The organism is Oligosphaera ethanolica (assembly GCF_030814695.1).
GTDB classification, from domain to species: Bacteria; Verrucomicrobiota; Lentisphaeria; order Oligosphaerales; family Oligosphaeraceae; genus Oligosphaera; species Oligosphaera ethanolica.
The window spans coordinates 3,311,800-3,337,046 of sequence record NZ_JAUSVL010000001.1 but is presented as its reverse complement, the minus strand read 5'-3'; the positions used below and the strand labels follow the sequence as shown (position 1 = coordinate 3,337,046).

Annotated in this window: 13 protein-coding genes; 6 read left to right on the top strand and 7 right to left on the bottom strand. The window is 61.2% G+C overall.

The genetic code is table 11. From position 1 onward, the window contains the following. Window positions 1-3: 3 nt before the first annotated feature. From J3R75_RS11515 to J3R75_RS11495, 5 genes are all read left to right on the top strand, one after another. Window positions 4-2,754, top strand: a complete 2,751-nt coding sequence (locus J3R75_RS11515) for a DUF6785 family protein (protein WP_307261684.1) — start codon at window positions 4-6, stop codon at window positions 2,752-2,754. 41 nt (window positions 2,755-2,795) lie between these two features. Further along, complete coding sequence (locus J3R75_RS11510) at window positions 2,796-3,470, top strand: ABC transporter permease (RefSeq protein WP_307261681.1); 675 nt, start codon at window positions 2,796-2,798, stop codon at window positions 3,468-3,470. Continuing rightward, window positions 3,467-4,213 (top strand): ABC transporter ATP-binding protein, encoded by a 747-nt coding sequence (locus tag J3R75_RS11505; RefSeq protein WP_307261679.1) that lies wholly within the window; start codon window positions 3,467-3,469, stop codon window positions 4,211-4,213. Before J3R75_RS11510 ends, J3R75_RS11505 begins: the two co-directional genes overlap by 4 nt. Window positions 4,214-5,116: 903 nt before the next feature. Beyond that, entirely contained in the window at window positions 5,117-7,156 is a 2,040-nt protein-coding gene (locus tag J3R75_RS11500) for an alpha-galactosidase (protein ID WP_307261677.1), read from the top strand. Window positions 7,157-7,226: 70 nt separating this feature from the next. Then, on the top strand, window positions 7,227-10,019 hold the full coding sequence (locus tag J3R75_RS11495) for a hypothetical protein (RefSeq protein WP_307261675.1): 2,793 nt from the start codon (window positions 7,227-7,229) through the stop codon (window positions 10,017-10,019). Window positions 10,020-10,088: 69 nt separating this feature from the next. Here J3R75_RS11495 and J3R75_RS11490 read toward each other — a convergent pair whose 3' ends face one another. The 7 genes from J3R75_RS11490 to J3R75_RS11460 all read right to left on the bottom strand — a co-directional run bounded on the left by J3R75_RS11490 (window position 10,089) and on the right by J3R75_RS11460 (window position 23,103). After that, window positions 10,089-11,777 (bottom strand): DUF8769 domain-containing protein, encoded by a 1,689-nt coding sequence (locus tag J3R75_RS11490; protein WP_307261674.1) that lies wholly within the window; start codon window positions 11,775-11,777, stop codon window positions 10,089-10,091. 21 nt (window positions 11,778-11,798) lie between these two features. Further along, window positions 11,799-12,605 carry an inositol monophosphatase family protein gene (locus tag J3R75_RS11485; RefSeq protein ID WP_307261672.1) on the bottom strand — a complete coding sequence of 269 codons (807 nt, stop codon included), beginning with the start codon at window positions 12,603-12,605 and terminating at the stop codon, window positions 11,799-11,801. Then, window positions 12,602-13,861 carry an MFS transporter gene (locus J3R75_RS11480; protein ID WP_307261670.1) on the bottom strand — a complete coding sequence of 420 codons (1,260 nt, stop codon included), beginning with the start codon at window positions 13,859-13,861 and terminating at the stop codon, window positions 12,602-12,604. Before J3R75_RS11480 ends, J3R75_RS11485 begins: the two co-directional genes overlap by 4 nt. A 559-nt stretch (window positions 13,862-14,420) precedes the next feature. Continuing rightward, the gene (locus J3R75_RS11475; RefSeq protein ID WP_307261669.1) at window positions 14,421-15,623 is read right to left on the bottom strand and encodes an aldose 1-epimerase family protein; all 1,203 of its coding nucleotides are present in this window, start codon (window positions 15,621-15,623) and stop codon (window positions 14,421-14,423) included. Window positions 15,624-16,141: 518 nt separating this feature from the next. Then, window positions 16,142-18,010 (bottom strand): hypothetical protein, encoded by a 1,869-nt coding sequence (locus tag J3R75_RS11470; RefSeq protein WP_307261668.1) that lies wholly within the window; start codon window positions 18,008-18,010, stop codon window positions 16,142-16,144. 819 nt (window positions 18,011-18,829) lie between these two features. Continuing rightward, entirely contained in the window at window positions 18,830-22,504 is a 3,675-nt protein-coding gene (locus J3R75_RS11465) for an alpha-amylase family glycosyl hydrolase (RefSeq protein ID WP_307261666.1), read from the bottom strand. Between the two features lie 473 nt (window positions 22,505-22,977). Beyond that, window positions 22,978-23,103 (bottom strand): hypothetical protein, encoded by a 126-nt coding sequence (locus J3R75_RS11460; protein ID WP_307261665.1) that lies wholly within the window; start codon window positions 23,101-23,103, stop codon window positions 22,978-22,980. Between the two features lie 297 nt (window positions 23,104-23,400). Here J3R75_RS11460 and J3R75_RS11455 point away from each other — a divergent pair, with 297 nt between their 5' ends. Beyond that, window positions 23,401-25,239 (top strand): bifunctional homocysteine S-methyltransferase/methylenetetrahydrofolate reductase, encoded by a 1,839-nt coding sequence (locus J3R75_RS11455; RefSeq protein ID WP_307261663.1) that lies wholly within the window; start codon window positions 23,401-23,403, stop codon window positions 25,237-25,239. Window positions 25,240-25,247: the final 8 nt, after the last annotated feature.

Sequence of the window (25,247 nt, the reverse complement as noted above, 5' to 3'; positions counted from 1 at the left end):
TCCATGAAAAACATCACCATACGGTCCATCCTCATCGGCACGGTCTTCACGGCGCTCTTCGCCGCGCTGACCGTCGTGCTGGACAACCGGCACTACATGCTAGCGGCGCCTAACCAAGTACCGCTCTTTCCCTTCGTGCTGCTCATCGCCCTCACCGTGGTCATCAACCCGCTGCTGCGGCTCTGCCGCTTCATCAAGCCGCTGGCGCTGTCCGAACTGCTACTGGTCTTCGCCATGTGCTCCGTCGCCTCCGGCATCGCCACCTTCGGCCTCACCGCACAACTCGTGCCCATCATCAGCGCCGTCTTCAATCGACACTGGAACACCGACCAAACCGAATGGAACCGCTACGTCGAGCCATACCTCAACGAGAACTTCTTCATCTCTGAACCCGGCGGACAGGCCCTCGCTCAACAATACGCCGAAAAACTCGCCGCCGTCGCCCGCGACCGCGATCTGCTCACCGCCGAATATGCCAAGGACGCACCCGACGCCAGCGCCGTCAATCAGCTCCAGGACCGGATCGCCCAAGCCGAACAGGACGCCGACGCGTTGCGCCAGGCCCTCCAGGAACACCGCGAAAAGGCCTTCGCCAAGGTCGATGTCTTCCGCCGCGGCCTCCCCAAAGGCAAACGCGCCTACCCCGGCGCCCTCTACACCCTCAAGGACGACCCGGCCAGCTACTTCCGCCGGCTGGCCCGCCTCAACCACGGCCTGCTGGCCGCCAGACTCGCCCGAAAAGCCCCCGACCACCTGGACCCGCCCGGCGCCCTCCGCGTGGCCGCCGCCGAACTCGATCCCGTCGCCGACGACAGCGGCCTCCAGCAACAACTCGCCACCCTCGTCGCCATCGACCAGGAACTGGCCACCACCATGCATCATATCGACGAAGAACTCATCGAGCTCAACCAACGCAAACGCGTCGCCGCCATGGACGATGTCCGACGCATGGAAGCCGACATCGACCGCCTCCGCAAACAACGCGCCAACAAGGACCAGGAGCGTCTCGCCAACAGCCGCGAACAAGAACGCCTGCGCCAGGAAATCACCCTCTGTAATCTCGTCGCCAGTTCCGCCGGCGAGCTGCGCGGCCTCGCCGACCGCTGGCCCGCGCAGGCACCAGCCATCAGCGGCGACCAGCTCGACGGCGTCCTCGCCGCCTTCAGCGATTTCGACGCGTCCCTCCACCGCTATTTTCTCGGCGATCTGCCCTGGCATCACTGGCTGCGGCCGCTCGCCTGGTGGGGCGTCGTCGTCGCCCTGAGCTACATGATTCTGCTGAGCTTCAATGTGCTGATCTTCCGCCAGTGGGCCTATCACGAAAAACTCATCTTCCCGCTGGCCGAACTGCCCGAATTCCTCGCCGGTTTTGACAGCCAGCTCGGCGACGCCGACCAGCAACGCACGATCATCCCCCCGCTCTTCAAAAGCGGCCTGTTCTGGGCCGGCTTCACCATCGCCGCCGGCGTCATGGGCTGGAACCTCCTCTGCCGCACCGAATGGCTGCCCGGCCTGACCGCGCTGGACCTCGAAAAGGCCTGGACGCCATTCATCCGCAACAGCATGTTCAAAGGACTGCTCTACGGCGCCCGCTCAAGCATCTTCTTCACCGTCATCGGCATCGCCTTCCTCATCCCCCAGAAAGTGTCCTTCTCACTCTGGTTCTTCCATATCTTCTACATGGCGCTGCTGCTCATCCTGGTCGCCTTCGGCTTCGGCCAAAACGAAAATTCCTTCCCTGGCGAATGGTGGTACACCCTCAACTTCCGCTTTGCCATCGGCGGTGGCGCCCTGCTGGTCTTCGCCTCGCTGGTGCTGTGGAAATGCCGGCACATGCTGCTGTGCGCGCTGCAGCCCGACAAGCTGGAAAATGTCAGCGCCGACGAGCGCCGCGAGCTGCGCATTTCCTCGGCGCTGTTTCTCGGCGGGTCCATGCTGCTGGTGTTTTTGCTGTGGCGGGTGATGGGCGTCCATCTCTTCTATGCGCTTTTCGGCTATGTGATCATCATGGTCATCACCATCGGCCTGATTCGCGCAGTCGCCGAAGGCGGCATCATGGGCTTCCAGGCGTGGGTCAGCCCCTTCCACCTCATCCGCCATATCTGGGGCTTCGACCACGGCGTCACCGCGCCGCCGCTCTTCGCGCCGCTCATGGTCTACTACGCGGTACTTTTCCTCGACATCAAGGCCTTCATCGCCCCGGCTATGGCCAACGCCCTAAAAATCCGTGACGACCTCAAGATGTCCCGCGTCCGCTACCACATCGCCATCGTCATCGCCATCGCCATCGCCGCCGTAACGGCCATTACCGTCGCCTTGATGATGTCCTACGACACCGGCGCCGACGCCATGCACAACTGGTTCTTCACCATGTTCCCCAAGGGCCTCTTCACCCGCATCGGCGACATCTCCAAAGTGCCGCCGACCGCGACTTGGGCCGGCCGCCTCTGGTTGCTCTTCGGTGCGTCGCTCATGGCCGCCCTGCTCTACTTCCGCCAGACACGCTTCTGGCTGCCCCACCCCATCGGCCTGATCATGCTGGTCAATCCCATCATGCGCACCTACTGGTTTTCCGTCCTCCTTGGCTGGCTGGCCAAAGCCCTCGTCACCCGCTACTCGAACAAGGACGGCTACCGCAGCGTCCGCTGTCTCTTCGTCGGCCTCATCGTCGGTGAATTCTTCATCGTCGCCCTGGCGATGGTCCTGTCGCTGATCATGCAGAAACGCCTGGGCATCGACCTCAACCGCAACTGACCCCGCAACGCCCCCTGCCGGGCCCACCGGCAGCAGCAGCCATGAACGCAGAACAAACCATGACCAACACCGTCATCCCCGAACAACGCCAGGTGAGCTGGGCAGTCTCTTTCCAGGTCAGCTGGGCGGGCATCCGGCGCCGCTTCTTCCGTTCGCTGATCACCATGTCCGGCGTGGTCCTGGCCATTGCCTTCCTCACCTACATGCAAGTGATGAACGACATCGTCCGCGCGCTGGTTCGCGCCGACGACGCCGTCCTGAACGTCCTCCTGCAACAAGCCGGCGTGGACATCTATGCCGGCGACGCGCCCGACCGCATGATGGTGCTGCTCATCGTGCTGTCCCTGCTGGCCTGTCTGGTGGGCATCATCAACTCCATGCTTATGAGCGTCACCGAACGCATCAAGGAAATCGGCACCCTCAAATGCCTCGGCGCGCTGGACGGCTTCATCGTCCGCTCCTACTTCATCGAGTCGTCCGTGCAAGGCGTCGCGGGGACCGTCCTGGGCTGCTTGATCGGCCTGGCCGTCGCCATCGGCGTCGCCACGACCAACTACCACGGCTATATCGCCGCCAACCTGCCCGTGCTCAGCATCGTGCGCTCGTTGACCACGTCCCTGATCACCGGCACGCTCCTGTCCGTCATGGCCGCCATTCTCCCGGCGTACATCGCCGCCCGTAAACAACCCGTCGATGCGATGAGGGTCGAAGAATGAAACCAGCCGACGACATCATCATCACGACCCACGACGTCACCAAGGTCTACCAGCTCGGCGCCGAACAGGTCCACGCCCTCCGCGGCATCAGCCTCGATGTCCGCCGCGGCGAATACCTGTCCATCCTCGGCCCCTCCGGCTCCGGCAAATCGACCTTCTTCAACATGGTCGGCGGCCTTGACCGCCCCAGCGCCGGCAGCGTCAGCGTCGATGGCTGCAATCTCCAGGAACTCAACCAAAAACAGCTCGCGTGGATTCGCTGCCATAAAATGGGCTACATCTTCCAGTCCTTTAATCTGATCCAAACCATGACCGCCGTCGAAAATGTCGCCCTCCCGCGCATCTTCGCCGGCGAATCCCCCGCGAAAGCCCGCGCCGCCGCCGCCGAAATACTCGACCTGGTCGGCCTCGGCCACCGCCTCACCCACCTGCCCGCGCAAGTCTCCGGCGGCCAGCAGCAGCGTATCGCCATCGCCCGCGCACTGGTCAACCGGCCAGGCATCGTCCTCGCCGACGAACCCACCGGCAACCTCGACCTCCATACCGGCGAAGAAATCATCCAGCTCCTCGCCGATATGAAAAAACAACTCGGCATCACTGTCATCACCGCCACCCACGATATGAAAATGCTCAGCGCCTCCGACACCGTGGTCTGGATCAAGGACGGCCGCGCCGACCGCATCGCCCGCAAAGGCGAATTCGAAGTCGCTATCGGCACCATCGACGGCAAAACCCTCGCCTGAATACCCCACTCCTGACCACCCTCGCCTGAACCACCCGCGCAAAAGACTGAAGATCAGACCGATCAGGCAGATACGGCCAATGCTCTTAACTTAACGATTTCTCTAGCGTTTGTTATTTCAACTCAACATCCTATGTCTCCCCGGCATTTTATCGCCGCGAAGCGGCCAAAAGCGCTGAAAGCGCGAAACATAGCAGCCCAGGGCAAGCAGCGCTGAAAGCGCGCGCCGCCCTGGGTAAAGCGCCAACCAAGGTCGTGTTCCTCAGCCTCTTTGGCCCCGGTCGGCAAAGCTGACCGGAGCCAAAGAGGCAATGGAACTCATTGACTGCCGCTGTATTTTGCACTGCTGTCTATCGTCGCAGGTCTTTTAGGTCGCCCTTTCAGGGCTCTTTTGTGTTGGGGCACCTTACCCAGGGCGGCGCGCCCTGCGGGCGCTTGCCCTGGGCTATCTTAGGTCGCACCTTCGGCGCTGAAAACCTCGGCGAATGATCTTGCACATGGTTACCAATCCACTCCTCGCCGGCCATCACCGCGTGCCCGGTCATTGCCGCATGCTATGTGAAGAGCATTAGACCGATCCGTCTGCGTAGGGGCGGACCTATGTGTCCGCCCTAACCCGATCCGTCCGATCCGTCCGATCCGTCCGCGTAGGGGCGGACCTATGTGTCCGCCCTAACCCGATCCGTCCGATCCGTCCGATCCGTCCGATCCGTCCGATCCGTCCGATCCGTCCAATCCGTCCGCGATAAAGACAAAAGATCAGACCGATCCCCGGTCCCCCATTCGTTCACGCGCCCGCCTTGCCAGCGCTTGATCTTCCGGCGGCAGGCAATAGCTTTGTAGCCTGCGCTTAGCCACCCTGTCCAAACCATGTGCCGCACGACGTGAAGGAGCAGCAGCAACCATGACTCGTTACCAGGACCTCGTTGCCGATTGTCTGTGGGGCGACGGCGACGGCAGCGCCACCGCGTTTCTACCCCGGCGGCTTTTCTCACTGCGCTATGGCGGCCGCGACCTGGACTCGACGACCCTGCCACGGACGGTCCACACCAACGACGCAACCACCGCCACCGCCGGCGTCCGGCGCCTGGACGTCACCTACGACGTCGACCCGGGCGTGCTGGAGCTGCATCTGTCCGTGCGGATATTCCACGACCGGCCGGTGATCGAATATACGCCCGTCCTGCACGGCGTCGGCGATCGCCCCTGCGACATCGTCGAAGACCTGTTCATGCTGGATTACCGCCTGCCCTTGCTCTGCATGGAGCGCGAACAGCGACTGCTCAGCTCACACCTCGGCGTGCGTTACAACCTCGGATCGGACTGCGCCTTCCGCGACTTCGTCGCCATGCATGCCGATCTGTGGAATCACCCTGGCAGCCGCGACCTCGAACTGCGCGCCGTCGAGGGGCGCTCTTCCAGCACCTTCATGCCCTACTTCGGGGTGGACTACGACGACCTGCACGGCGTCAATGTCGCCGTGGGCTGGAGCGGCGCCTGGAAAGCGCAGTTCCGGAATGACGGCCAGACCGGCCGCATCGCCGTGTCCATGCTCAACACGCATTTCCGGGTGCTCCCTGGCGAACGCCTGCGGCAGCCGTCGTTCTGCCTGCAGTTCCGCGATGGCATCGGCATCCGCGCCGCCCAAAACGTCTTCCGTCGGCACATGCTCGCAGTCCATTCGCCACGGGACTCGCGCGGCGAGCTGCTGACCGCACCAATTTCCTTCGTGACCTGGGGCGGCATGCAGTCCACCAATATGCTCGACCGCATCCGCGTCATCCGCGAACAACAACTGCCCTACGATGTCTTCTGGATCGACGCTGGCTGGAGCGGCTTCGACGGCAAATGCCCCCATCACTTCGAAACCCACCTCGACGGCCCCAGCGACTGGCCCATCCGCGTCGGCAACTGGCGCATCAACCGCAGCCCGCACCCGCAGGGCCTGCGACCCGTCAGCGACGCCGCCCGCGCCGCCGGCATGAAATTCCTGGCCTGGTTTGAACCCGAACGCGTCCACCGCAAATCACAGGCCGCAATCCTCCGCGAACACCCCGAGTGGCTCGTCGGCAAAAACGACGATCTGCTCTTCAATCTCGGCGCCCCTGACGCCTGGCAATGGCTCCTCAATACCCTTAAAGACTTCATTGACGAGGAGGGCATCGACTACTACCGCCAGGATTTCAATTTCAACACCCTGCCCTACTGGGCGCAAATGGACGCACCCGACCGCGTCGGCGTCGCCGAAATGAAGCACATCGACGGCCTCTACCGCCTGTGGGATGCCCTCCGCGAAACCTACCCCGACATGCTCATCGACAATTGCGCCTCAGGCGGCCGCCGCCTCGACTTCGAGCTGCTCTCACGCAGTATACCACTCTGGCAAAGCGACCTGCAGTGCTACCCCGATCATCGCCGCGAAGGCTCGCAAGTCGAAAACTTCTACCTGAATGACTGGCTACCGCAGCACGCCGGCTGCAGCTGGCTGCCCGAAAATGACGACTACGACGTCTTGAGCATGCTCGCCACCGGCGTATCCCTCAAGCCCTGGGGCACAGACAACCGCCGCCCCGGCCCAGAAACCAACTGGGACTTCCACCGGCGCGCGCTGGCCATCGCCCAACGCGTCCGTCCCATCCTGCGCGACGGTGACTACTACCCGCTCAGCGATCGCCCCGAAGACCTCAGTCACTGGTGCGCCTACCAGGCCCATCTGCCGGAGGAAGATCGCGGCATGGTCATGGCCTTCCGCCGCCCCGAATGCCCCGCCGCGCAACAGTCCTACGCCCTGCAAGGACTGTCACCCGACGCCATCTACGAGCTGCAGTGGACCGACGGCCACAGCGACCGCCGCCGTGGCGCTGACCTCGCCGCCGGTCTGCGCCTCGAACTGCCCCAGCCCCGATCCTGCGCCCTGTGCTTCTACCAGCGGCTGCGCAGCTAAACCAGCCACCCCTGACCATTTTCCCAAATACGCCTCTCAACCCAGCAAGTCCAGTCCAAGGAGGATCGCCATGTTGAAAAAGATGCTCATGCCCTTGTTGCTCAGCGCCGGCCTGCTCGCCGCGCAGGACGTCAGCACCGCCATCGGCAACTGGCAGCTCACAACCGGCGCCGGCGGCAACATCGCCGTGTCCTACGCCGGCAAACCCCTCATCAGCGGCATCGGCATCGCTGCCTTCACGCCCGGCTGGAAACAACAGCGCTTCAATCTCCAGAATGCCGCCATGACCCGCGATGGCGATATCTTCACCTGGCACAAACAGGACCAGCACGCCGACGCCAATCTCACCCTCGCCTTCACCGACAAAACACTGCGCATTGCCCTCGATATGCTCGCACAGCCGACCGGCCCCGTCGAATTCGGCATTTACATCCCCCCCGAAAGCATGAAGACCGCCAGCGGCGCGATCTTCTTACGCGGCGATGGCCAGTCCATCAGCATCAATGACGAGGAAGTCCTCTCCGATCGCGGACACCGCACGCTGGCCCTTGACCTGCCCGACGTCCGCTACACCTTCACCCGCACCGAGGGCCCCTTTGGCTTCACGCTCCAGGACAAACGCCACACGTCGCTTAAAAACATCCGCTATATCATGTCCACGCCAGTCGGCGACGAAGCCAAGCCCATCGCCGCCACCGTGGAACTCGCCGTCGAGGACTTCGCACCCGACGTCGTCACCAAACGCCAGCGCTTCTTGCGCACGCCACTGCGCCGCGTGACGGCCATGACGCTTCCCAACGCCGGCTTCGAAGACGGCCAGGACACCTGGGCGTTCGGCAAGACAGCGGCCCTCGACCGCGACAGCGTCCACTCCGGCGAGCAGGCCGCCTGTCTGACCGTGAATGACCCGATGACCGAAACGGTCTATATCACGCGACAAGTGCCCATCATCGGCGGCATGGCCTACGATGCATCCTGCTTCGTCAAAACCGAGAATGTCGTGGCCAAGCCCGGCAAAATGTCCTCCGTCGGCGCGGGTCTCATCGTGGAATGGTCTGACGCCAACGGCAAGTGGCTCGCCGCTGGCCAGTACGCCTGCGATGTCTTCGGCACCACGGACTGGCAGCTCAAACAATGCAAGGGCCTCCGCGCACCCGACGACGCCGGCTTCGCATCCGTCTTCCTCGCCCTCCGCGGCGCCGGCCGCGCCTGGTTCGACGACTTCAGCATGCGCCAAATCGACATCTCGGTGGACAAAATCAGCCCCGAACCCGACATCGTCCTGGCCACCAACACGCCTTTCTTCACCTGGTCGCCCCTGGCAGGCGTCAGCGCCTACATCCTCGAACTGTCCCGCGACGAAGCCTTCCCCGCCACCGCCGCCACTCGCCGCTATGAGCTCGGCGTCGACGCCAGCTGGCAGCTGCGCGACCCCCTGCCGCCCGGCACCTGGCATTGGCGCGTCACCTCCAAGGGCTGCACCGATGTGCAGCCGTGGTCCTTCACCCACGCCGTGCCAGTGGGCCAAGACTGCCTGCCGCCCATCATCACCGGCCGCGCCTGGCGCGTCATCGCACCGGATAGCAGCGTCGCCATCGTCGTCAGCGACGAAAGCGCGCAGGCGCCGAAGCTCACTGCCACCGTCGGCGACGGCCAAGCCGTCACCGTCAGCGCTCCGCGCTCCCTGGGCGACAACCGCTTCGAATACAACCTGACCTTGCCCGCCGGCTGGCCGCGCGGCTTGAATACCATGCAGGCCACCGCGACCGACCCCAGCGGTAACCGCGCCAACCAAGTCCTCTGGCTGCTCCACGCACCAAAACCGCCCGACGCCGTCGTCATCGACGCCGATGGCAACTACAACCAGAACGGCCAGAAAATCTTCCCCCTGGGCATCTACGAGGTGCTACCGGACGACATGCCGCTGATCAAGGGCGCCGGCTTCGAAGTCGTCCACACCTACCGCTGGGAGGGCAGCCAAGACGACGTCGCCTGCCGGGAGTACCTCGACGCCTGCGCCGCCAATGGCCTGCGGGCTTTCATCGGCTTTGACCGCGGCGTAGGCAGCGGCAACGGCATGGTCCAGGGCAACTTCGAGCACCTCGCCAAACGCGTCGGCGCTCTGGCCGACCATCCCGGCCTGTTCTGCTGGTACCTGTACGACGAGCCGGAAATTGCCAAGCAGTACGTCTCGCCGGCGCTGCTGACCAGTCTGGCCGACTTGGTCCGCGAGCTGGACCCCTATCATCCCGTGGTGATGACCACCTGGGGCAACGGCATGAACAAGTACCGGCGCACCTGGGACACCCACTGGACCCAGAGCTACGCCAAACCCGCGGAAATCGTCAACACCATCGCCAGCCACCGCGAACTCCTCCTCCACGACTCGCCCATCACCCTCCTCATCCATTGCTACGACAGGAATCAGACCAAGGCCTTCCGGGCCAAACAGCCCGTCGATCCCGCGCAATTCGCGCCGGACGCCGATTGGATGCGCGCCGCCGCCTTCGTCGGCGTGGTCAAGTCCGTCAATGGCCTGTGGTGGTGGTGGTACGCGTCACACCAAAAGCAGTTCTACACCGTCGCCCACGTGCCCCACGCATGGGACGCTCTCTGCGCTGTCGTCAAGGACATCCGTGATCTTCGACCGCTGATCCTCGCCCCCGGCACCACCCACGCCGGCACCGTCGAGGTCAAAAAAGCCGCCCGCGTCGAATGGTGGGCAAAAACCGTCAATGGCAAACAAACCGTCATCGCCGTCAATACCAGCGAAGACGACCTCGAAGCCGTCATCCCCATTCCCGGTCAAGAACCCGCAACCATGGCCTTCAAACGCTTCGAAGTCAAAGTCATCAACCCGTGACAACCCACAACTCGCAGCTCCACGACTCGTAACCCCACGGCATGCCGTGGGGCTACTGAAGATGCGGGGCTAAATACCGGTGTTGATGGCCTGGCCGAGAGGCAGCGGCTGGCGACTGACGGCGACATTCAGGCCGTAGTTCTGCCAGGCGCTCCAGGCAACGGCCGACGCCTCTTCCGGATGTGCGTCAAATCCGAGATCCGACGGAAATTCGCCGGCGTGGAGCAGCTCCATGGCGACAAACAGCCACGTATCGCCGAGCTGCCGGAAATTGAACTCCCGTTGTGGACCGTGATAGCACACGGCATCGACATAGGCGCGGCCATTTTCGCACCCGGCTTCCCAGACGACGTCCTGCCCATCGAAGCGCCCGGCGTGGCAATGCACGCCAGCCATCCACGGCCCGGCCTTGAGGATGAAACGCTCGTCGTGGAGTTCCTCGACAGCCGCGCCGTCGGCCTGCAGCTCATAGCGCAGGCGAAAATCGCTGGCGCTGAAGACGCCATTGGCGGGCCGATCAAGATGGCAGTGGTAATCGCCCTGGTCGGTGAGCATGGTCACGCCGCTGAGCAGTCGCCCCTCGGCCTGGGCAGTGCGCACAAAAGCCGACGCGAAGTCCTTGCCGTCATGGAGGAAGCGCAGGCGCAGCACGGCAGTCGCCGAGCCATTCTTCCAATAGGCGACGACAGGCCGACGCTGCACCCACATGCTGTCGTGATTGACGCTGCCGAGGCAGACATCGCCGTTAAACCACGTCGTGCCCGTGGTTGAACGCGACACCGGCTCGCGACGGCAGTACTGCTGCACCACGCAGTCGTGGCGATCTTCATCCTGGAAGTACCCACGGTATTTCTCCGGGCAGGGCAGCGGCATCTCGACCAGCTGCGCGGCGGCCTCTGCCGGCGTGACCGCGCCGACGGCAACGCCGGTGGCGGCGGCGATGCGCCAGGCCGTCTCGGGCTTGATGGTGTCGGAGTAAGCCCGGCTGTGCGGACCGGCCCACTGGCCAGTCGCCGGATGGAAATGCGTCGCGATGGCCTCCCAGGCGATGTCGTGGATGCCACGCGCCAGCGCGCGGACGACGTCCGTCTTCGCCAGGCGCAGTATGCGTTCGGCCTCATCGACGACCACAATGGTGTAGGTCGGGCTGTTGTACTCATTGAAACCGCCCTGCTCGCGGGTGTACGCAATGAAATGCTCCAGGCGACGGCAGCCATAATCCAGCAGGAAGGGCTCCTGCAGTATCTCGCCGGCAATGGCGCAGACGCCGCCGCCCATCACGGCAATATTCGTGTAGCCCGGCCCGACATTGCGACGGAAGATCGCCATGCCCGCGCGCAACAACGCCGCCCGCATGGCCGTGACCAGCTCCGCCGGCAACGCCGCCGCGTGGTTGATCAACATCTCCGCGATACGCGCGCCGCAGAAATCCGCCCAGTTGTAATCCGGCGGCGACATCTTGGGCAGGGGCTCTTCATAAAACCACGGCCAGATGCCGTATGGCGCCTGGCAGGGATCGCATTCCTGCAGCACCAGCACGGCGCGAATCACGTCGGCCGCGCGTGTGGCCGCGGCGGCATCGCCGGACTTGAGCAGCAACAGCGCGTAATCCAGCGCGCGGACAGTGCTGTGAATAGGCGTGCCGTCGGCAATCTTCGTATGGTAGCCGGGGCTCTGACACGGCTGTTTGGGCATACACACGACGCTGTCGTAGATGCTGTCGAGTTCCTGTAGTCGTTGTTTGAGTGCGTTGTTCATGGTCGCCGTGTCCTTTGCTGCTTAGCTGTGTTTTGCCACTATGTCCATCATCTCGTGATGCAATAAGCCATTGGTCGCCAGGATGCGACCGACGTCGTCCCGCGGCGGCTGCCCGTCAAAGCCCGTCACCCACCCGCCCGCCTCTTCGACGATCAGCGCGCCGGCCTCCCAATCGTAGGGCTGGAGCAAGTACTCCCAATAGACGTCGTAGTGCCCCTCTGCCACATAACATAGATCGATGGCCGCCGAGCCGCAGGTCCGGAAGCCCCGCAGGCGGTAAATCATCTCGCGGAGCATGGGCACGTTGTCAGGCTGAGCATGCGCCCGGACGCAGCCGAAGCCAGTGCCGCCCAGCGCCTGCAGCATCTCGGCATTTGCCGACACGCGTATGCGCCGGCCGTCCTTCCAGGCGCCCTGCCCGCGCCCAGCCCAATACAGCTGGTCGAAATAAGGCAGATAGACCACGCCCGCGCTGGTCTGGCCCTCTTCACGCAGGCCCAGCGACACCGCGTGAAAAGGATGGCCATGCACGAAACTCGTGGTGCCGTCAATGGGATCGACAATGAAGACGCGCTCATAGGTCGCCAGCGGCGCGTAATGCCCCTCTTCGCCGTAAAAAGCGACATCCGGAAAGGCCTCGTGCAGGCGCTGCTGCAGATAACGCTCGACCTCGCGATCAGCGACGGTGACAATGTCGGTCGCGCCCTTGTGGCTGACCTCGTCACCGCGCAAATGCTCGAAATAGCGCCGGACAATGGCGCCGGCATCGCGGGCGATGCGGCCTAGTTTCACCAGTGTTTCGTGCTTAGTTTGGCGTTGCGTAGTCATAGCGATCCGGCCTTTCGCCGCATGTCGTCCAGTTTGGGTACCAAAAGAATGCAGACCATCAGGCCGATAAGCGCCACGGCGGCCGCAAAGCTGTACATGGCCTGGTAGCCGTGATGCTCGAGGATTACACCCCCCACTGCGCTACCGAGCAGCCCGCCAAGACCCACTGTGAGCGCGGAATAGATGGTCTGCGCGCTGCCTTGGAAGTGCGCAGGGAAGATGCTGCTCACATAGGTGACGGTCGCGCAGTGGTAGGCGCCGAAAGTCAGTGCGTGCAATGGCTGCATGACAATCACCACCCACAGGCTGCTTTCATAGCTGAAGCCCAGCAGGCGAACAACGGTCCCCAGCAACGCCAGCGCAAAAAGATTGCGCACGCCAATACGCGCCATGATCTGGCGACTCCAAAAGATCAACGGCATCTCACACAGCGACCCGAGCAGCCAGATGTAACCGACGGCCTTGAAGTCGTACACGTCATTCAAATAGCGCGTAAAAAAACTGTAGTAGCTCATCATCGCAAAGCGCGCCAAAAAAGCCGCGAACACAAAGGCAATAAAACCGCGCTTCAAACATAGCCGCAAGAGCTCGCCAAATGGCGCCGATGGCGCCGGCGACACCTTGTCCTCGCCCTCGCCAGTCGCCGGCGGCGCACCGTCCGCCTTGGCCGCCTTGGCCTTCGGCAGCGCCGGCACCACGAAGACCATCAGAAACTGCAGCAGCAGCGCGCCACCCAGGATGGCGATGATGCGACTGCCGTCCTGGTCCCGGCTGATGCGCAGCACGCGTTCAAAAAACAGGCTGAAGAGCACAAAACCAACGGTGCCGCCAATGCGCACATGGCCATAATCAGCACCGCTCAGGCGGAAACGACTAAAGGTCAGGCCGTCCGTCAGCGGTATGGACGGGCGATTGAAAAAACCGAAGAGCAACGCCACGGCGATCGCCGCAAGCGTCGTATTGGTGCCGCTGAGCAGGCAGAAGGTCGGAAAGGACATCAGCACTGTAAAAGCCAACACCGCCCGCGGCCGCTTGATGCGATCGCTCAACAGCCCCCACACCGGCGGCGCCAAAACCGCCATGAGCTCCACCGCGCCAAGTATGTAGCCAATCTGGTCCTTGCGATAGCCATAAAAATGCAGCAGCTGCTGCATGTACGGCGTCAATACCGCAAAGGGCGCAAACAACGACATGTACACGAAAAAAAATCGCCGCTCGCTGCGTCGTATCGCAGCGGCGCGCTCGGCATCAGGCATGGCAGCGTCCAAAATTAAAGAGAAAAACCACGAATGAACACGAAGAAACACGAATAAAAGGTACTATGCGAAATCTTCTGATGAAACGGGTAGTTGCCAATCGGTGATTCCTGGTACCAAGGTAACCGAAACTCTTCTTTTGCGAAAAGGATTTTTACAATAGGCCGATTATCAAACAGTTGCGCATGAATTTGCGCCGTAGGCGCTCAACCATGCTTAACCCCAGGCTTCAGCCTGGGGAAAAATGCTCTCCTGCCAATCGTGCCCCGTAGGGGCACTACCGGATACCTGACAAACTCAACCCGAAAACGATTACAGAAAATTTGCATCCAAGACATCGGAACTGTGGCGCCTCTATGAGGCACTGATTACGGAAGGCCCCCAGTAGCCTATGGCGCAGGCAAAGGATTCAGAGACACTGTGTCAAGTCTCTCTTTCTATCACCAGATTTCGCACATTATCAAATAAAGACACGAATGGCTCCATGGCAGAGCGGCGGCAGCGGCCTGACGGTCGCCACCGCCGAGTGCCAATGACTATCACTCTTTTGCAGCGCACCTCAGTTCGCGCAGGGCGACCACTTGGCCACGGGCTGCTGCTGCACCGTGGTCTTGCGACCGGCCATGATGGCGGCGACTTCAGCTTCGACAGCGGCCACGGCCTTGGCATCGCCAGCGATTTCCATCGCCAGGTCGATCGCGTAGGTCTGGCCGGGCTGCAGCGTCAGCACGCGGCCCTTCTGGCGCTCAAAACTCTTCAGATTGGGCATGTTTATGGACGGCTCCATGCCGGTGACATAGCCCTCGCTGGCCCCGGTGGTGTGCTTCCACTGGCAGAAGCTCGGCAGCTGCGACTTGTCCCAGCGAATGACTACGCCAAGCGTGCTCGCGCGATTCTTCAGCATGGACAGCGTCCGCCCCTGGGCATCCGCGGCGACATCGAGATAGTAGCCCTGCTCCACATAACCGGGTTCATAACCGCGATAGCTGTCCCACGTATCAATGTCCTCCTGAGCACGCGGATCACGCGGCGCGACTTCGGCCGCCGGCAGGACGATCTTCGCGCCTTCCTCCAAAAACGGCTCGCCGAAATTGCAGTGGTAGAGCATCTGGAATTCCGTCGGGCAGTCGGCAAAATTGCTGACTTCGTCGCGAATGCTGACTTTGTTGCTGCCCACGAAGGTCGAGTAACGGCAGACCATGCGGTACTGCGGACAGAAACAGCGCGACTCCTCAACCACGCCAGTAATGACCAGCTCGGTGGGCGTGCCCGGTATCACCTCCACCTCGACGTATTTCGCCGGGATATTCGCGATATTGCCATGCAGGGTCAGCATCACCTCGGAGGGATTGCCGTTGTTGTCCAGCACGGTGTCCATGCCGGGCGCGCCATTGGAGTTGAGGCCACAGCGCACAATGCACTCATTGAAGCCCTTCAGCCAGCCCAGGCCGCCCTGCTCCAGCGTGTTGATGAAGCCCGGATTGACCAGGTCCCGCGCCGGCGAATTCCAGCCGATGGCATGACCACCGCAACTGCCGCGCCACAGGCCCATGCCCCGCGTCGGCACTATCGTAAAACTCAGCTGGCCATTGTTGACCTCGATGATGTCCACACCATCCGACAGCCCGCCACGCAAGCGGCTCTTGGTGATAGTCCAGGCGCCGTCTTTGTCCATGCCCAGCGCCGTCGCGCCAAGCGTGCAATTTTCCACATAGACCCTCTTGGCCGTATCCGTCAGCACCCACGACAGTTTCTTGCTCATCGCCAGTCCTTTCGCCATTCGCACCGATACCCACGCCAGAATATGACGACTGCCCGACAGACACACCCATCGCGTCGCCACCACGACAAACCCAAACTATAACCCACCCCAGCTCAAGCGCCCCGCTCCACCAACGTTTTTACACCGCACCACACCCAAATGTCTGCAAGACAGATACCCCACCCAACGGCATTCGACGGCTAGCGACTGACTGATTGGACGAATCAGACGGATCAGACTGATCAGACTGATCAGACTGATCAAACAGACGGATCCGTCCGATCCGTCCGATCCGTCCGATCCGTCCGCGAAAAAGACAGGCAATCAGACCGTCCGATCCGTCCGATCCGTCCGCGAAAAAGATAGGCGATCAAACTGACCGAACCACAAAAAACTACCATCGCCGCAAGGGGCGACCGCCAGTCGCACCGACAAAATTCCACTGCCCGCCACTGCCCCCGCCTGCTCTCGACAGCATCGCACGCCTTCGGGATCCCCCGCCCCGGCGGCACTTCAGATCAATCTTCCAGTCGGAACAGGAAGGTATCGCAGATGTCGCTTGTTATGTGTATGCTGTCACTGTTGGTAAATTCTCGCAACGAATAGAGCTCGGTGATTTTGCGGTACGTTTTCGGCAGCCTGATAGTCAGTTCCTGCGCTACCCCGGTATGAACAGCAAGCAGCCGGCTGTTCGCATAGACTGGAACGGATTTTTCACACCAACAGTGGACACCCGCCGTTTTCATTGCTGCGCGCATATCCTTTTCCGTGAGCTTGTCGCTTTCATACACATAGATCGAATGATAGTCGCTCATACGCACAGTTGTTACACCGGGAGTTTTGAAGTCCACGCCGCAGATGGTCTTGACATTATCCGGCGACCACGTGCCATCTTTTATGATCCCTGGTCCATAAATCCACATGACCGTTTTACCAGATATAGCGCGTTTGAGCAGTGCCATCTTATCACCATCCAAGTCAAAGGGATGGCAGAATATCAAAAGCTTGTACTTGTCCAGCGCCATACGGGACAGATCGTTGCATGATGCGGTAGTAAATGGCGCACCAGCCTGGGCAAGGGCCTTCCTGATTGGATTGACGAACATGGTAGCGCTCGGGTGCGCATCATTGATGTAGTACATATTCTGCGGATCAACGATCAAAAGCGTCTCGAACACATCATCGGCGACTACCGGGCTTTCGCTGTCCCATATCCTCGCCGCTTTTCCCAGCGTGTCCATTGCGGTTTCAGAATTCCACCAGCCGCCCCACATATCGAAATACCAAGTGGAGCAGCCGTTGATGAGATTGTAGGCCATTTCACGCTTTATTCCGGCGGCGACTTCCTGCGCGTTGTTCCATTCGACTTTACGCCCGCATATTGCCACGCTCCCGCCTTTCTTGCTGGGCGCTGCCGGGAAGCGACTGGTGTACGTCGTGGTGTCAATCGAATTGAGTATATATTTCCCGCGCACTTTCAGCGTCTGCATGGGTATCATGCTCAACGGCGAACCACCCATGCCACGCTCTTCAGCACTGTAGGATATGGGCTCAAGACCAAAGTCAATTTCTGGCAGGCTGAAAAGCCGTTCATATTCCAGTTGCGACCATGATGCCTGACAATTGGGCCACAGCTCAAAAATGTAGCCATAACAGAGACTCAACGCGATTTCTGCCGGCAGCACTTCCCGAGCCTTTTTAATCAGAAACTCAAGGGTATCAGCAGACTCAGCAGAGGTGAATTTCCAGTAATTCAACGCCGAGGCATTCTTTTCGGGAGTACGCAGAAGACGATTGCTTTCATCAATACCTGAATACCGCAACGAATATCCGGGGATGTCATCAGGGACGGGAAGATTCTGTCTTGTCATGTACTTCTTGAATGCCTCAAGTCGCGATACGCTTTCAGTTCCCTTGGAATCATCGAACCATTCGGTCGTCTTGCCGCCACCAAGGCAGAACGCCTTGATCACATTCGGATATTGTTCCACCGCGTGCCCCAGTAGCGCCTGCAGATAATGCGCGACGTCTTCACGCCAGGCTTGCAGCGACATCACTCTCCCGAACTCGGTAAACGTATCGAACCTGTTCGGCCCTCTCCGCAGCCACCATGCCGGAGGGTTCAGATCCACGAAGCAAATCAGATTGGCATCGCTGCCAACGGCATGGATGAGGTCTGCGATGTTCTTATCGAACAACGAAAAGTCATATTCGCGCTCCCATATCCACGTGGGCTGATATTTTGTGTATGGCGCCCCCATGAAGTTGGTGTTGTTCGACACCATGAAGGTAAAGGTCTTGATGCCGATCGAACGCATTTGCCGCATCGTCTCATATTCCGGCTCAAAAGACCGATAGCCAAAATAACGGCGCTGAGTTTTTTGCATACTGTCCACTCTCCGTACAATCCATGCTCTACCAGGCTTTGGGCACCAAGACCATTCCCGTTACGGGCCACGTCTGTCGGCGATCGCCACAGTCGTTTCGCTGTGTCACTTTACCCCGTCAATGTCTGCCAGCAAGCCACTCCCGCGCCACCGGTATCCCTAGCCGCGAAGCGGCAGAAGCGCTGAAAGCCAAAGGCCGCAGGAATGGCTGGTAACAATGACTGACCGCAGGGACGCCCGGGACCGGCGGGACTGATTAGTGGCAGCGCTGGGGCGAGGACTCACGACTCACGTCTCACGACCCATGGCCGGGACCGCAGGGACGCCCGGGACCGGTGGGACTGATTAGTGGCAGCGCTGGGGCGAGGACTCACGACTCATACGGCATGATCCCATGGATTGGACTGTGGGGACGCTAGGGACCATGGGGAATGACACATTGGACTCAGGGGACTGATGGCCGACGCCTGGGACTCCAGGGAACCACGTTTTGCGGCAGGTTTTTGCAGCCGGATCCGACCGATCAGACAGATCAGACCGATCAATCAACCGGATCCGTCCGATCCGTCCGATCCGTCCGATCCGTCCGATCCGTCCGCGATAAAAAACAGTCGATCAGACAGATCGGCCAAGTTCAGCCCGGAGGGCCGGACCATGCATAACCCCTGGTGAGGCGCCCGAAGGGCGCCGCAACCAGGGTTGTGACAGCAACTTAAAATTGCGCCCGGAGGGCGCCGCATTGGCCGGGCACATCGCGTCCCACTGCACCAGAAAGAGGCCCAACGTACGTCCACTATCGCGGATAAAAAACTCCTATGATTATTCCACGACGAGGTCGCAGGCGAAGCTGCGAGTAGTCAGTTGGTCGCAGACTTCGGCGGCGAAAAATGCGACTCGGAAGGCCGTGTTACCGCGTTGGTCGCGGAACAGACTCAGTGAGGCGATTTGGCGGTGGTCGATATTGGTGATGGTCCAGCGTTGCTGGCCATCGCGGTGGATGAAAGTGAGTGACCTGACGTCGGCCAGGGCATCGCGGGTGGTGGTCCAGAATTGCTCGTCGTCCTTTTGGGTGGCGATAGTGAAGCGCTGGCTGCCGGAGGTTGTTTGTATGTCGATGTCGGTAATGTCGCGTGCCAGTGGGCATTCCCAGACGAGCGATCCGCGGCGTTCTGGTCGCGGCTGGGGAGTCACCGACGCATTGAAGCGGATTCGGGGTGAGTCGTCCAGGCGGTACTCCACTGCGTAGGCGACTTTTGGCAGTGCCGAGAAACCCTGCTTGCTGTCGTTTCGTTTCAGTTCGCCCGAGAAGCGCAGTGCCAGCTCCTCGACGTTATTGGTGAGTGCCATACCAGCTTCGATATTGTTTTTTGAGGTTCCGAAGCACTGCAGTTCACGCGAGTGTTCCGGATCGTAGCTAGGGGTGAAAAAGCCGTCATTGGAATAGATGCTGGCGTTCAAGAGCAGCGGCGAACCAGATTTGCCGAGGAGGGCGGCCACGCCACCGCCGGCGTGGCGGTTCACGCGCAGCTGGAAATGGTCGTTGCTAAAGCGATGACTGGAGCCGTCGCTTTTCAGGTCCCAGCCAAAACCGGCGGTGATACCGGGTACGACTTGCGGAGGATCGTCGGCGCGGATGGTGAATTCGATTACGTGCCCTTTGGGATGCAGCCGCAGGGTCAGCCCCTGGGCTAGTGAGCCATTTTCCCGCAGGAAAATATCCCCTAGCAGGGCCTGGTCTTCCTGGGAGAAGCGGATGCCCGTCCAGCGGTCGCCTTTGCGGACGCTGATCTGGCCGTGCCGAGGGTCCAGTGGCTGCGCGTCGGCTTGCCAGAGCATGCCGCTTTTCTGCACCAGGTGCGTGATGCGGACAACGCGAAGCCAAAGGTCTTTTTCGATGAGGGCCATTTCATCGCCACGGGGATGACGCACGGAGTGGCTATCGCGCAGAGCGCCTTCAAGAGCGGCGACGTACCATTCGTCGGTGTCATCGCCGAAGGTCAGTTCCAATGCCGGTTGTTCGCCATTGGCGGCGGGAGTGACTTCCAGACGGACCCTGATGTCCGGCGAGCCGTCCCCGGTGGTGTAAACGCTTCGCAGGCGGGCGCCGTTGGGCCAAGCCCCCTCAAAGATGTATTCGCTGACTTCGTCTGAGGCCCTGCCAACCCTTTGCAGCGTGATATTTTGCGTATAATCGACGTGCTTGCCATCACGGACTGTTTCCGCCGGCGAAACCATGTGCATCTTATGCAGCACATTGCGACCAGTGGCGTCGACCAGGGAGACGAGAAAGCCATCAACGGATTGTGCCGTCCAAAAGTCGGTCCTGATGATTTGGCCGACGAGGTCCGGGTCCACCGTGGGGATATCGGCGGGCTTTTTGTTGTCGGGTGCCGGCGGCAACGCGGGTTGGGGCACCGCAAAAGCGAAGACCTGAGTTGCGTAGGGCGGCAGTTCACTGCGAATCGTCTTACCGTTGCAGATTGCCAATGCGTCGCTGCCAATTTCGCGCATATGCAGCGTTCTGTCCTGGCATTCCGGCGGGAGCTGCAGCTCAAGCTGTTTGACCTGGCCGCTGAAATTGATGGCGACGGCGGAGAATTGTTCGGGCACTATGCGCGTGAAGGTAAGCACGGCGGGATCGGAACTGCCCGTCGGCAAATACACGGCCTTGCCGCGAGCGAATTCGGGTCGTTTGCGGATAGCCGAGAGCGTGCGGATGAGTGTGCCGGCGCCAACATCGCCGTCCTGGCTGATCAGCGGCAGGCCCGGGAGCAGGAAGCAGGTCGCCAACAGCGCATCGCGGTGGCCGCTGCCATAGCGGCGGATTGCGGGGGCGTTGTCGTGATTTTCGCAGTAGCGCATGAGTCCCAGCGCGTAGTCAACGGGCAAGGCTGCCTCGTCACGGTCGAGATAGAGTTTCAGCTGCGGCACCCACTCTTCGGGCGTGCTGCGAGAAAGTTGCGGAAAGACGTAGCCGCCGATGATCGTGTCGTAAATGTATTCCATCTGTGACAAGTGCGACACCGTGCTGGTCTCGCCAAGAAGTATGCTTTCCGGCTTGGTCTGCTCCATGGCCTGGTGGACACGTTTCATGAGGGTGATGGCTCCCTCCGTCCCAGACTGGGAGGGAATGCGGCCGTCAGTCGGCCGTTCGTTGTCCGGCGAGTAGCGGGCGCAGTCCACGCGCCAACCGTCGATTCCGCAACGACTGATGAAGTGTGTCGCCAACGTCATCATTTCGTTTTGCCAGCCCGGCGATGCGTAGTCCAGGGCGTAACTGCCCCACCAGATTTTTGGAGCGCCGTCGGCGTCCCGGGAGAACCATTCCGGGTGTTCCGCGAGAAGTTTTTCGCCGTAGGGATGTTTCGGCTTGGGACCGTGCGGAATGAGGTCCATCAAGACGCGGATACCGAGTTTTTGTGCGTCGGCACAGAGGGCCGCCAAGTCGTCCTCGCTGCCAATGCCGTCTTCAAAATCGTAGTAGGAGTACACGCCATAACGGCCGGTGTTGAAGGGATTGAACCAGAGGATGTCAACGCCGATGCTCTTGAGATGCGGCAGCACGACCTGGCGGAAGTTGTCAAAGCCGCCAATGTCGACCCAGCGGGAAGCGGTGGTGCCCTGCACAAATGCGGAGTACAAGACCGCGCCGCCTGTCCACTGCGGACGCGTTCTGCAGGTGAAGCCGTTGAGTGTCCACGCGCGGCCGAGAGACGCCAAAGCGTCATTCAATGGGCTGTCTTCGACAAGTGTGACGAGCTCTTCACCAGAGTCGAGGCGATCGCCCTTTTGCATGCAGGCGCGGATATTGAAATCGGTTTGGACATTGGCCACGCCATCGCCCGTGTCGGTATATATGGCATAGTCCGATTTCGTTGTCTGCATGCTCACGCCAATGCCGCAACGCAGGGCGCTATTGTAGAGGATGGCGCCGGGGATGTGATTACGACCGGGGGTAGTATAGCGGCGGGTTTGACTGCCCACGAGCGGAAAGTCCTGCGGCGGCCAGTAACTGGGATAGATGACGCTGCACTCGGCGGCCTGGCCAACAACGAGGCCCTCAAGCGCAAAACGGAAGATTGTAATGTCCACGGGGACGTCGTCCAAGCGCGTCCAGGCGACCCTGCGGGAGAAGATTTTCTCGCCAGCAAAAAGCCGGCAAAAGACCTCCAGCTGCCACCCCGGGCAACTCATCACCATCGTGAGCTCCTGGCCGCCGGCGAAGGTCGTGAGGCTGTGTTTTTCCACCTTGAACGGCAGCTCAACGGGCGAAAAAAGCCAGCTGTTGTCTTTGGCCTGGATGTTGTACTGGCACGACGGGCGGGGCGTGATGCGCGTTCCCGCTGCCGTGGTAATGTCGGCCAAGATGCCCGTCTGAGCGTCGAAATGCAGTGTCAGATGCTCGTTTTGCAGTTGCATGGTAGCCCCCTTGCCCGACAATCCGAACAGTACAAAAATGACCAGCAAGGTCCGTTTCAGAAGTTGTTTTTGCATGATAAGCGCTCTTGTACGTAAATGAGAGTAAGGGGCAATTGGGATGACCTTGCAACCACCAGACGGAAGTATTGGGGGACACTGAAGATACCTTCTAACCATATTGCATTTGCGATGACCTTGCGAGCAGCAGACGGAAGTATTGGAGGATACCTTTCCCGTACCTGCCGCACCTAGGCCAAAGCGTCAGCCGCACTCCACACGGCCCGCAAGCGCTCCTGCCGTTCGCGTTAATTCCACCGCCGCTGCAACAGATAACAGCCCTGCACCGACTGCCCAAATATCGTTTCCATGATCATCTCCTGAGCCAATAACAAAAGATTTGTGTTTTTCCCATAACTGGGAAAAACCTTGGTAAGGTGCGAAATCTTGGGTAATGCGCGAAATTTAGTGATATAAAGAGAGACTTGACACAATCGTTCTCCTATGAAACCAATGCTCTTCATTTAGCGGTATCCATGGCACTTGTTGTTTCAACCAAGCAGCCCTTTCTCGTCGTGCATTTCCGCCGCGAAGCGGCAGAAGCGCTGAAAGCGCGAAACATACGAGCCCAGGGCAAGCAGCGCCGAAGGCGCGCGCCGCCCTGGGTAGCGCGCCATATTGGTCCGTGTTCCTCGGCCTCTTTGGCTTCAGTCGGCGAAGCTGACTGGAGCCAAAGAGGCAATGGAACTTATTCCCGCACCTATGTTGCGCCTTGCCAAAGGTCATATAGGTCGCCCTGGGCTTTCATAGGCCGCGCCTCTGGCGCTGAAAACATAAGGCCGCAGGAAAGCCAAATATCAATGGGTGACCGATTACCTTTTGGGTTCCTTTCCCCTGGGTTGCGGTCTTGCTCCGGGGCCGTTGCACCTTATATTACTCGTTTGCCTTTTTCACCACGCTCCGGAGGACCCGTCATGACATCAGATGACTTAGTACGCTTTTTCACCAACCAGCTCGTCATCTTCGACGGCGCCACCGGCACCGAGCTCTATCGCCGGCATGTCTTCACCAACCGCTGTTACGACGAGCTCTGTCTGTCCGAACCCAAGTTGGTCAGCGATATCTACCGCGATTACCTGCGCGCCGGCGCCGACGTGCTCACCACCAACTCATTCGGCGCCCAGCGCCTCGCCTTGAAAAAATTTGGCTTGGCTGACAAATGCTCGGCGATCAACGAGGCCGCCGCGCGTTTGGCGCGGCAGGCGGTTGAGGACCAGCACCGCGTGGGGACGGCGTTGGTCGCCGGCTCGCTGGGTCCCATTGCGACCACGGGCACCAGCAGCGCCGAGCGCATCGACATGTGGCTCGAACAGGCCCGGGGGCTGCTTGCCGGCGGCGCCGACCTGCTGCTTTTTGAGACCCTGCCCAATCGCGAGGCCGCCGACGAAGCGCGCAGCGTCATGCAGCTGATTGGTGGCGACCAGGCATACATACTGTCGCATGCGGTCGCAGACGACGGCGATCTCGACCAGGCCGTCCAGCAGCGCCTACTCATGCCCGACGACGGCCGGCCGCTGCCCGCCGTCATTGGCTTCAACTGCGGCATGGGGCCGGACAAGATGCTCAGCATCCTTGAAATCGCGGTGAAGTACTGCGATCGGCCGTTGCTGGTCCAGCCGAATGCCGGCGCCCCGCAGCACGTGGACTTCCGCCAGCTCTATCTGTGCTCGCCGGAATACCTGACTACCTACGCATTGCGCTACATCGCCCTCGGCGCCCGCGCCGTCGGCGGCTGCTGCGGCACGACGCCCGAGCATATAGCCGACCTGGCGCGCTCCGTCAAACCCCTGGGCAAGAGCCAGCAGATCGCGCAGGTCATCGCCAAAGCCGCGCCCACCGAAACGCCCCAGGCAGAAGAAGTCCCCCTAGCCGAACGCTCGCGCTTCGGTCGCAAGCTCGCCGCCGGCGAGTGGGTCACCACCGTCGAAATTTCGCCGCCGCGTGGCTGGCAGACCGCCGACATCGTTGCCAAGGCCAAGCTCTGCCAAGAGGCCGGGGTTGACGTCATCAACATCCCCGACGGCCCCCGCGCCGCGCCGCGCATGTCATCCATCATCACCGCCTTGCACATCCAGCAGCAGGCCGGCATTGAAGCCGTGCTACATGTCTGCGGCCGCGACCGCAATTTCATCGGCTTGCAGGCCGACCTGCTTGGCTGCGCGGGCTGCGGCATCCACAACTTCCTGTTCATCACCGGCGATCCGCCCAAGCTGGGCAACTACGGCTTCGCCTCGGGCGTCTTCGACACCGACTCCATCGGGCTCGCCAAGCTCCAAAAGGACCTCAATCGCGGTTTTGATTTCGGCGGTCAGAAGATTGACCCGCCAACGGCCGCCGTCATCGGCGTCGGCGCCGACCCCAACGCCATTGATTTCCAACGCGAGATCGACCGACTGAGGCAGAAGGCCGCCGCTGGCGCGGACTTCGTCACCACGCAGCCCGTCTTTGATCCCGATGCCCTCAAGCGCTTTGTGGAGGCCATTGCCGACCTGCATCTGCCCGTGATCGCGGGCATCTGGCCGCTGGCCAGCCTGCGAAACGCGCTGTTCATGAAGAACGAAGTGCCCGGCGTGGTCGTGCCGGACGCGATCATCACGCGCATGGAAGCCGCCAACACCCGCGAAGAGCAGCTCGCCACAGGCATCGCCATCGCCCGCGAAGCCGTGGCGGCCGTCAGGCCCTACGTAGCCGGCGTGCAGGTCAGCGCGCCCCTGGGCAATGTCCGCGCCGCGCTGGCCGTCCTGGCGCCATAAAACGCCGC

Excerpts from the sequence above, each read along its gene's own strand:
- J3R75_RS11475 (WP_307261669.1), bottom strand. The coding sequence starts at position 15,623 with ATGAGCAAGAAACTGTCGTGGGTGCTGACGGATACGGCCAAGAGGGTC.
- J3R75_RS11470 (WP_307261668.1), bottom strand. The coding sequence starts at position 18,010 with ATGCAAAAAACTCAGCGCCGTTATTTTGGCTATCGGTCTTTTGAGCCG.
- J3R75_RS11500 (WP_307261677.1), top strand. The coding sequence starts at position 5,117 with ATGACTCGTTACCAGGACCTCGTTGCCGATTGTCTGTGGGGCGACGGC.
- J3R75_RS11485 (WP_307261672.1), bottom strand. The coding sequence starts at position 12,605 with ATGACTACGCAACGCCAAACTAAGCACGAAACACTGGTGAAACTAGGC.
- J3R75_RS11495 (WP_307261675.1), top strand. The coding sequence starts at position 7,227 with ATGTTGAAAAAGATGCTCATGCCCTTGTTGCTCAGCGCCGGCCTGCTC.
- J3R75_RS11480 (WP_307261670.1), bottom strand. The coding sequence starts at position 13,861 with ATGCCTGATGCCGAGCGCGCCGCTGCGATACGACGCAGCGAGCGGCGA.
- J3R75_RS11460 (WP_307261665.1), bottom strand. The coding sequence starts at position 23,103 with ATGGCGCGCTACCCAGGGCGGCGCGCGCCTTCGGCGCTGCTTGCCCTG.
- J3R75_RS11510 (WP_307261681.1), top strand. The coding sequence starts at position 2,796 with ATGAACGCAGAACAAACCATGACCAACACCGTCATCCCCGAACAACGC.
- J3R75_RS11490 (WP_307261674.1), bottom strand. The coding sequence starts at position 11,777 with ATGAACAACGCACTCAAACAACGACTACAGGAACTCGACAGCATCTAC.
- J3R75_RS11515 (WP_307261684.1), top strand. The coding sequence starts at position 4 with ATGAAAAACATCACCATACGGTCCATCCTCATCGGCACGGTCTTCACG.
- J3R75_RS11465 (WP_307261666.1), bottom strand. The coding sequence starts at position 22,504 with ATGCAAAAACAACTTCTGAAACGGACCTTGCTGGTCATTTTTGTACTG.
- J3R75_RS11455 (WP_307261663.1), top strand. The coding sequence starts at position 23,401 with ATGACATCAGATGACTTAGTACGCTTTTTCACCAACCAGCTCGTCATC.
- J3R75_RS11505 (WP_307261679.1), top strand. The coding sequence starts at position 3,467 with ATGAAACCAGCCGACGACATCATCATCACGACCCACGACGTCACCAAG.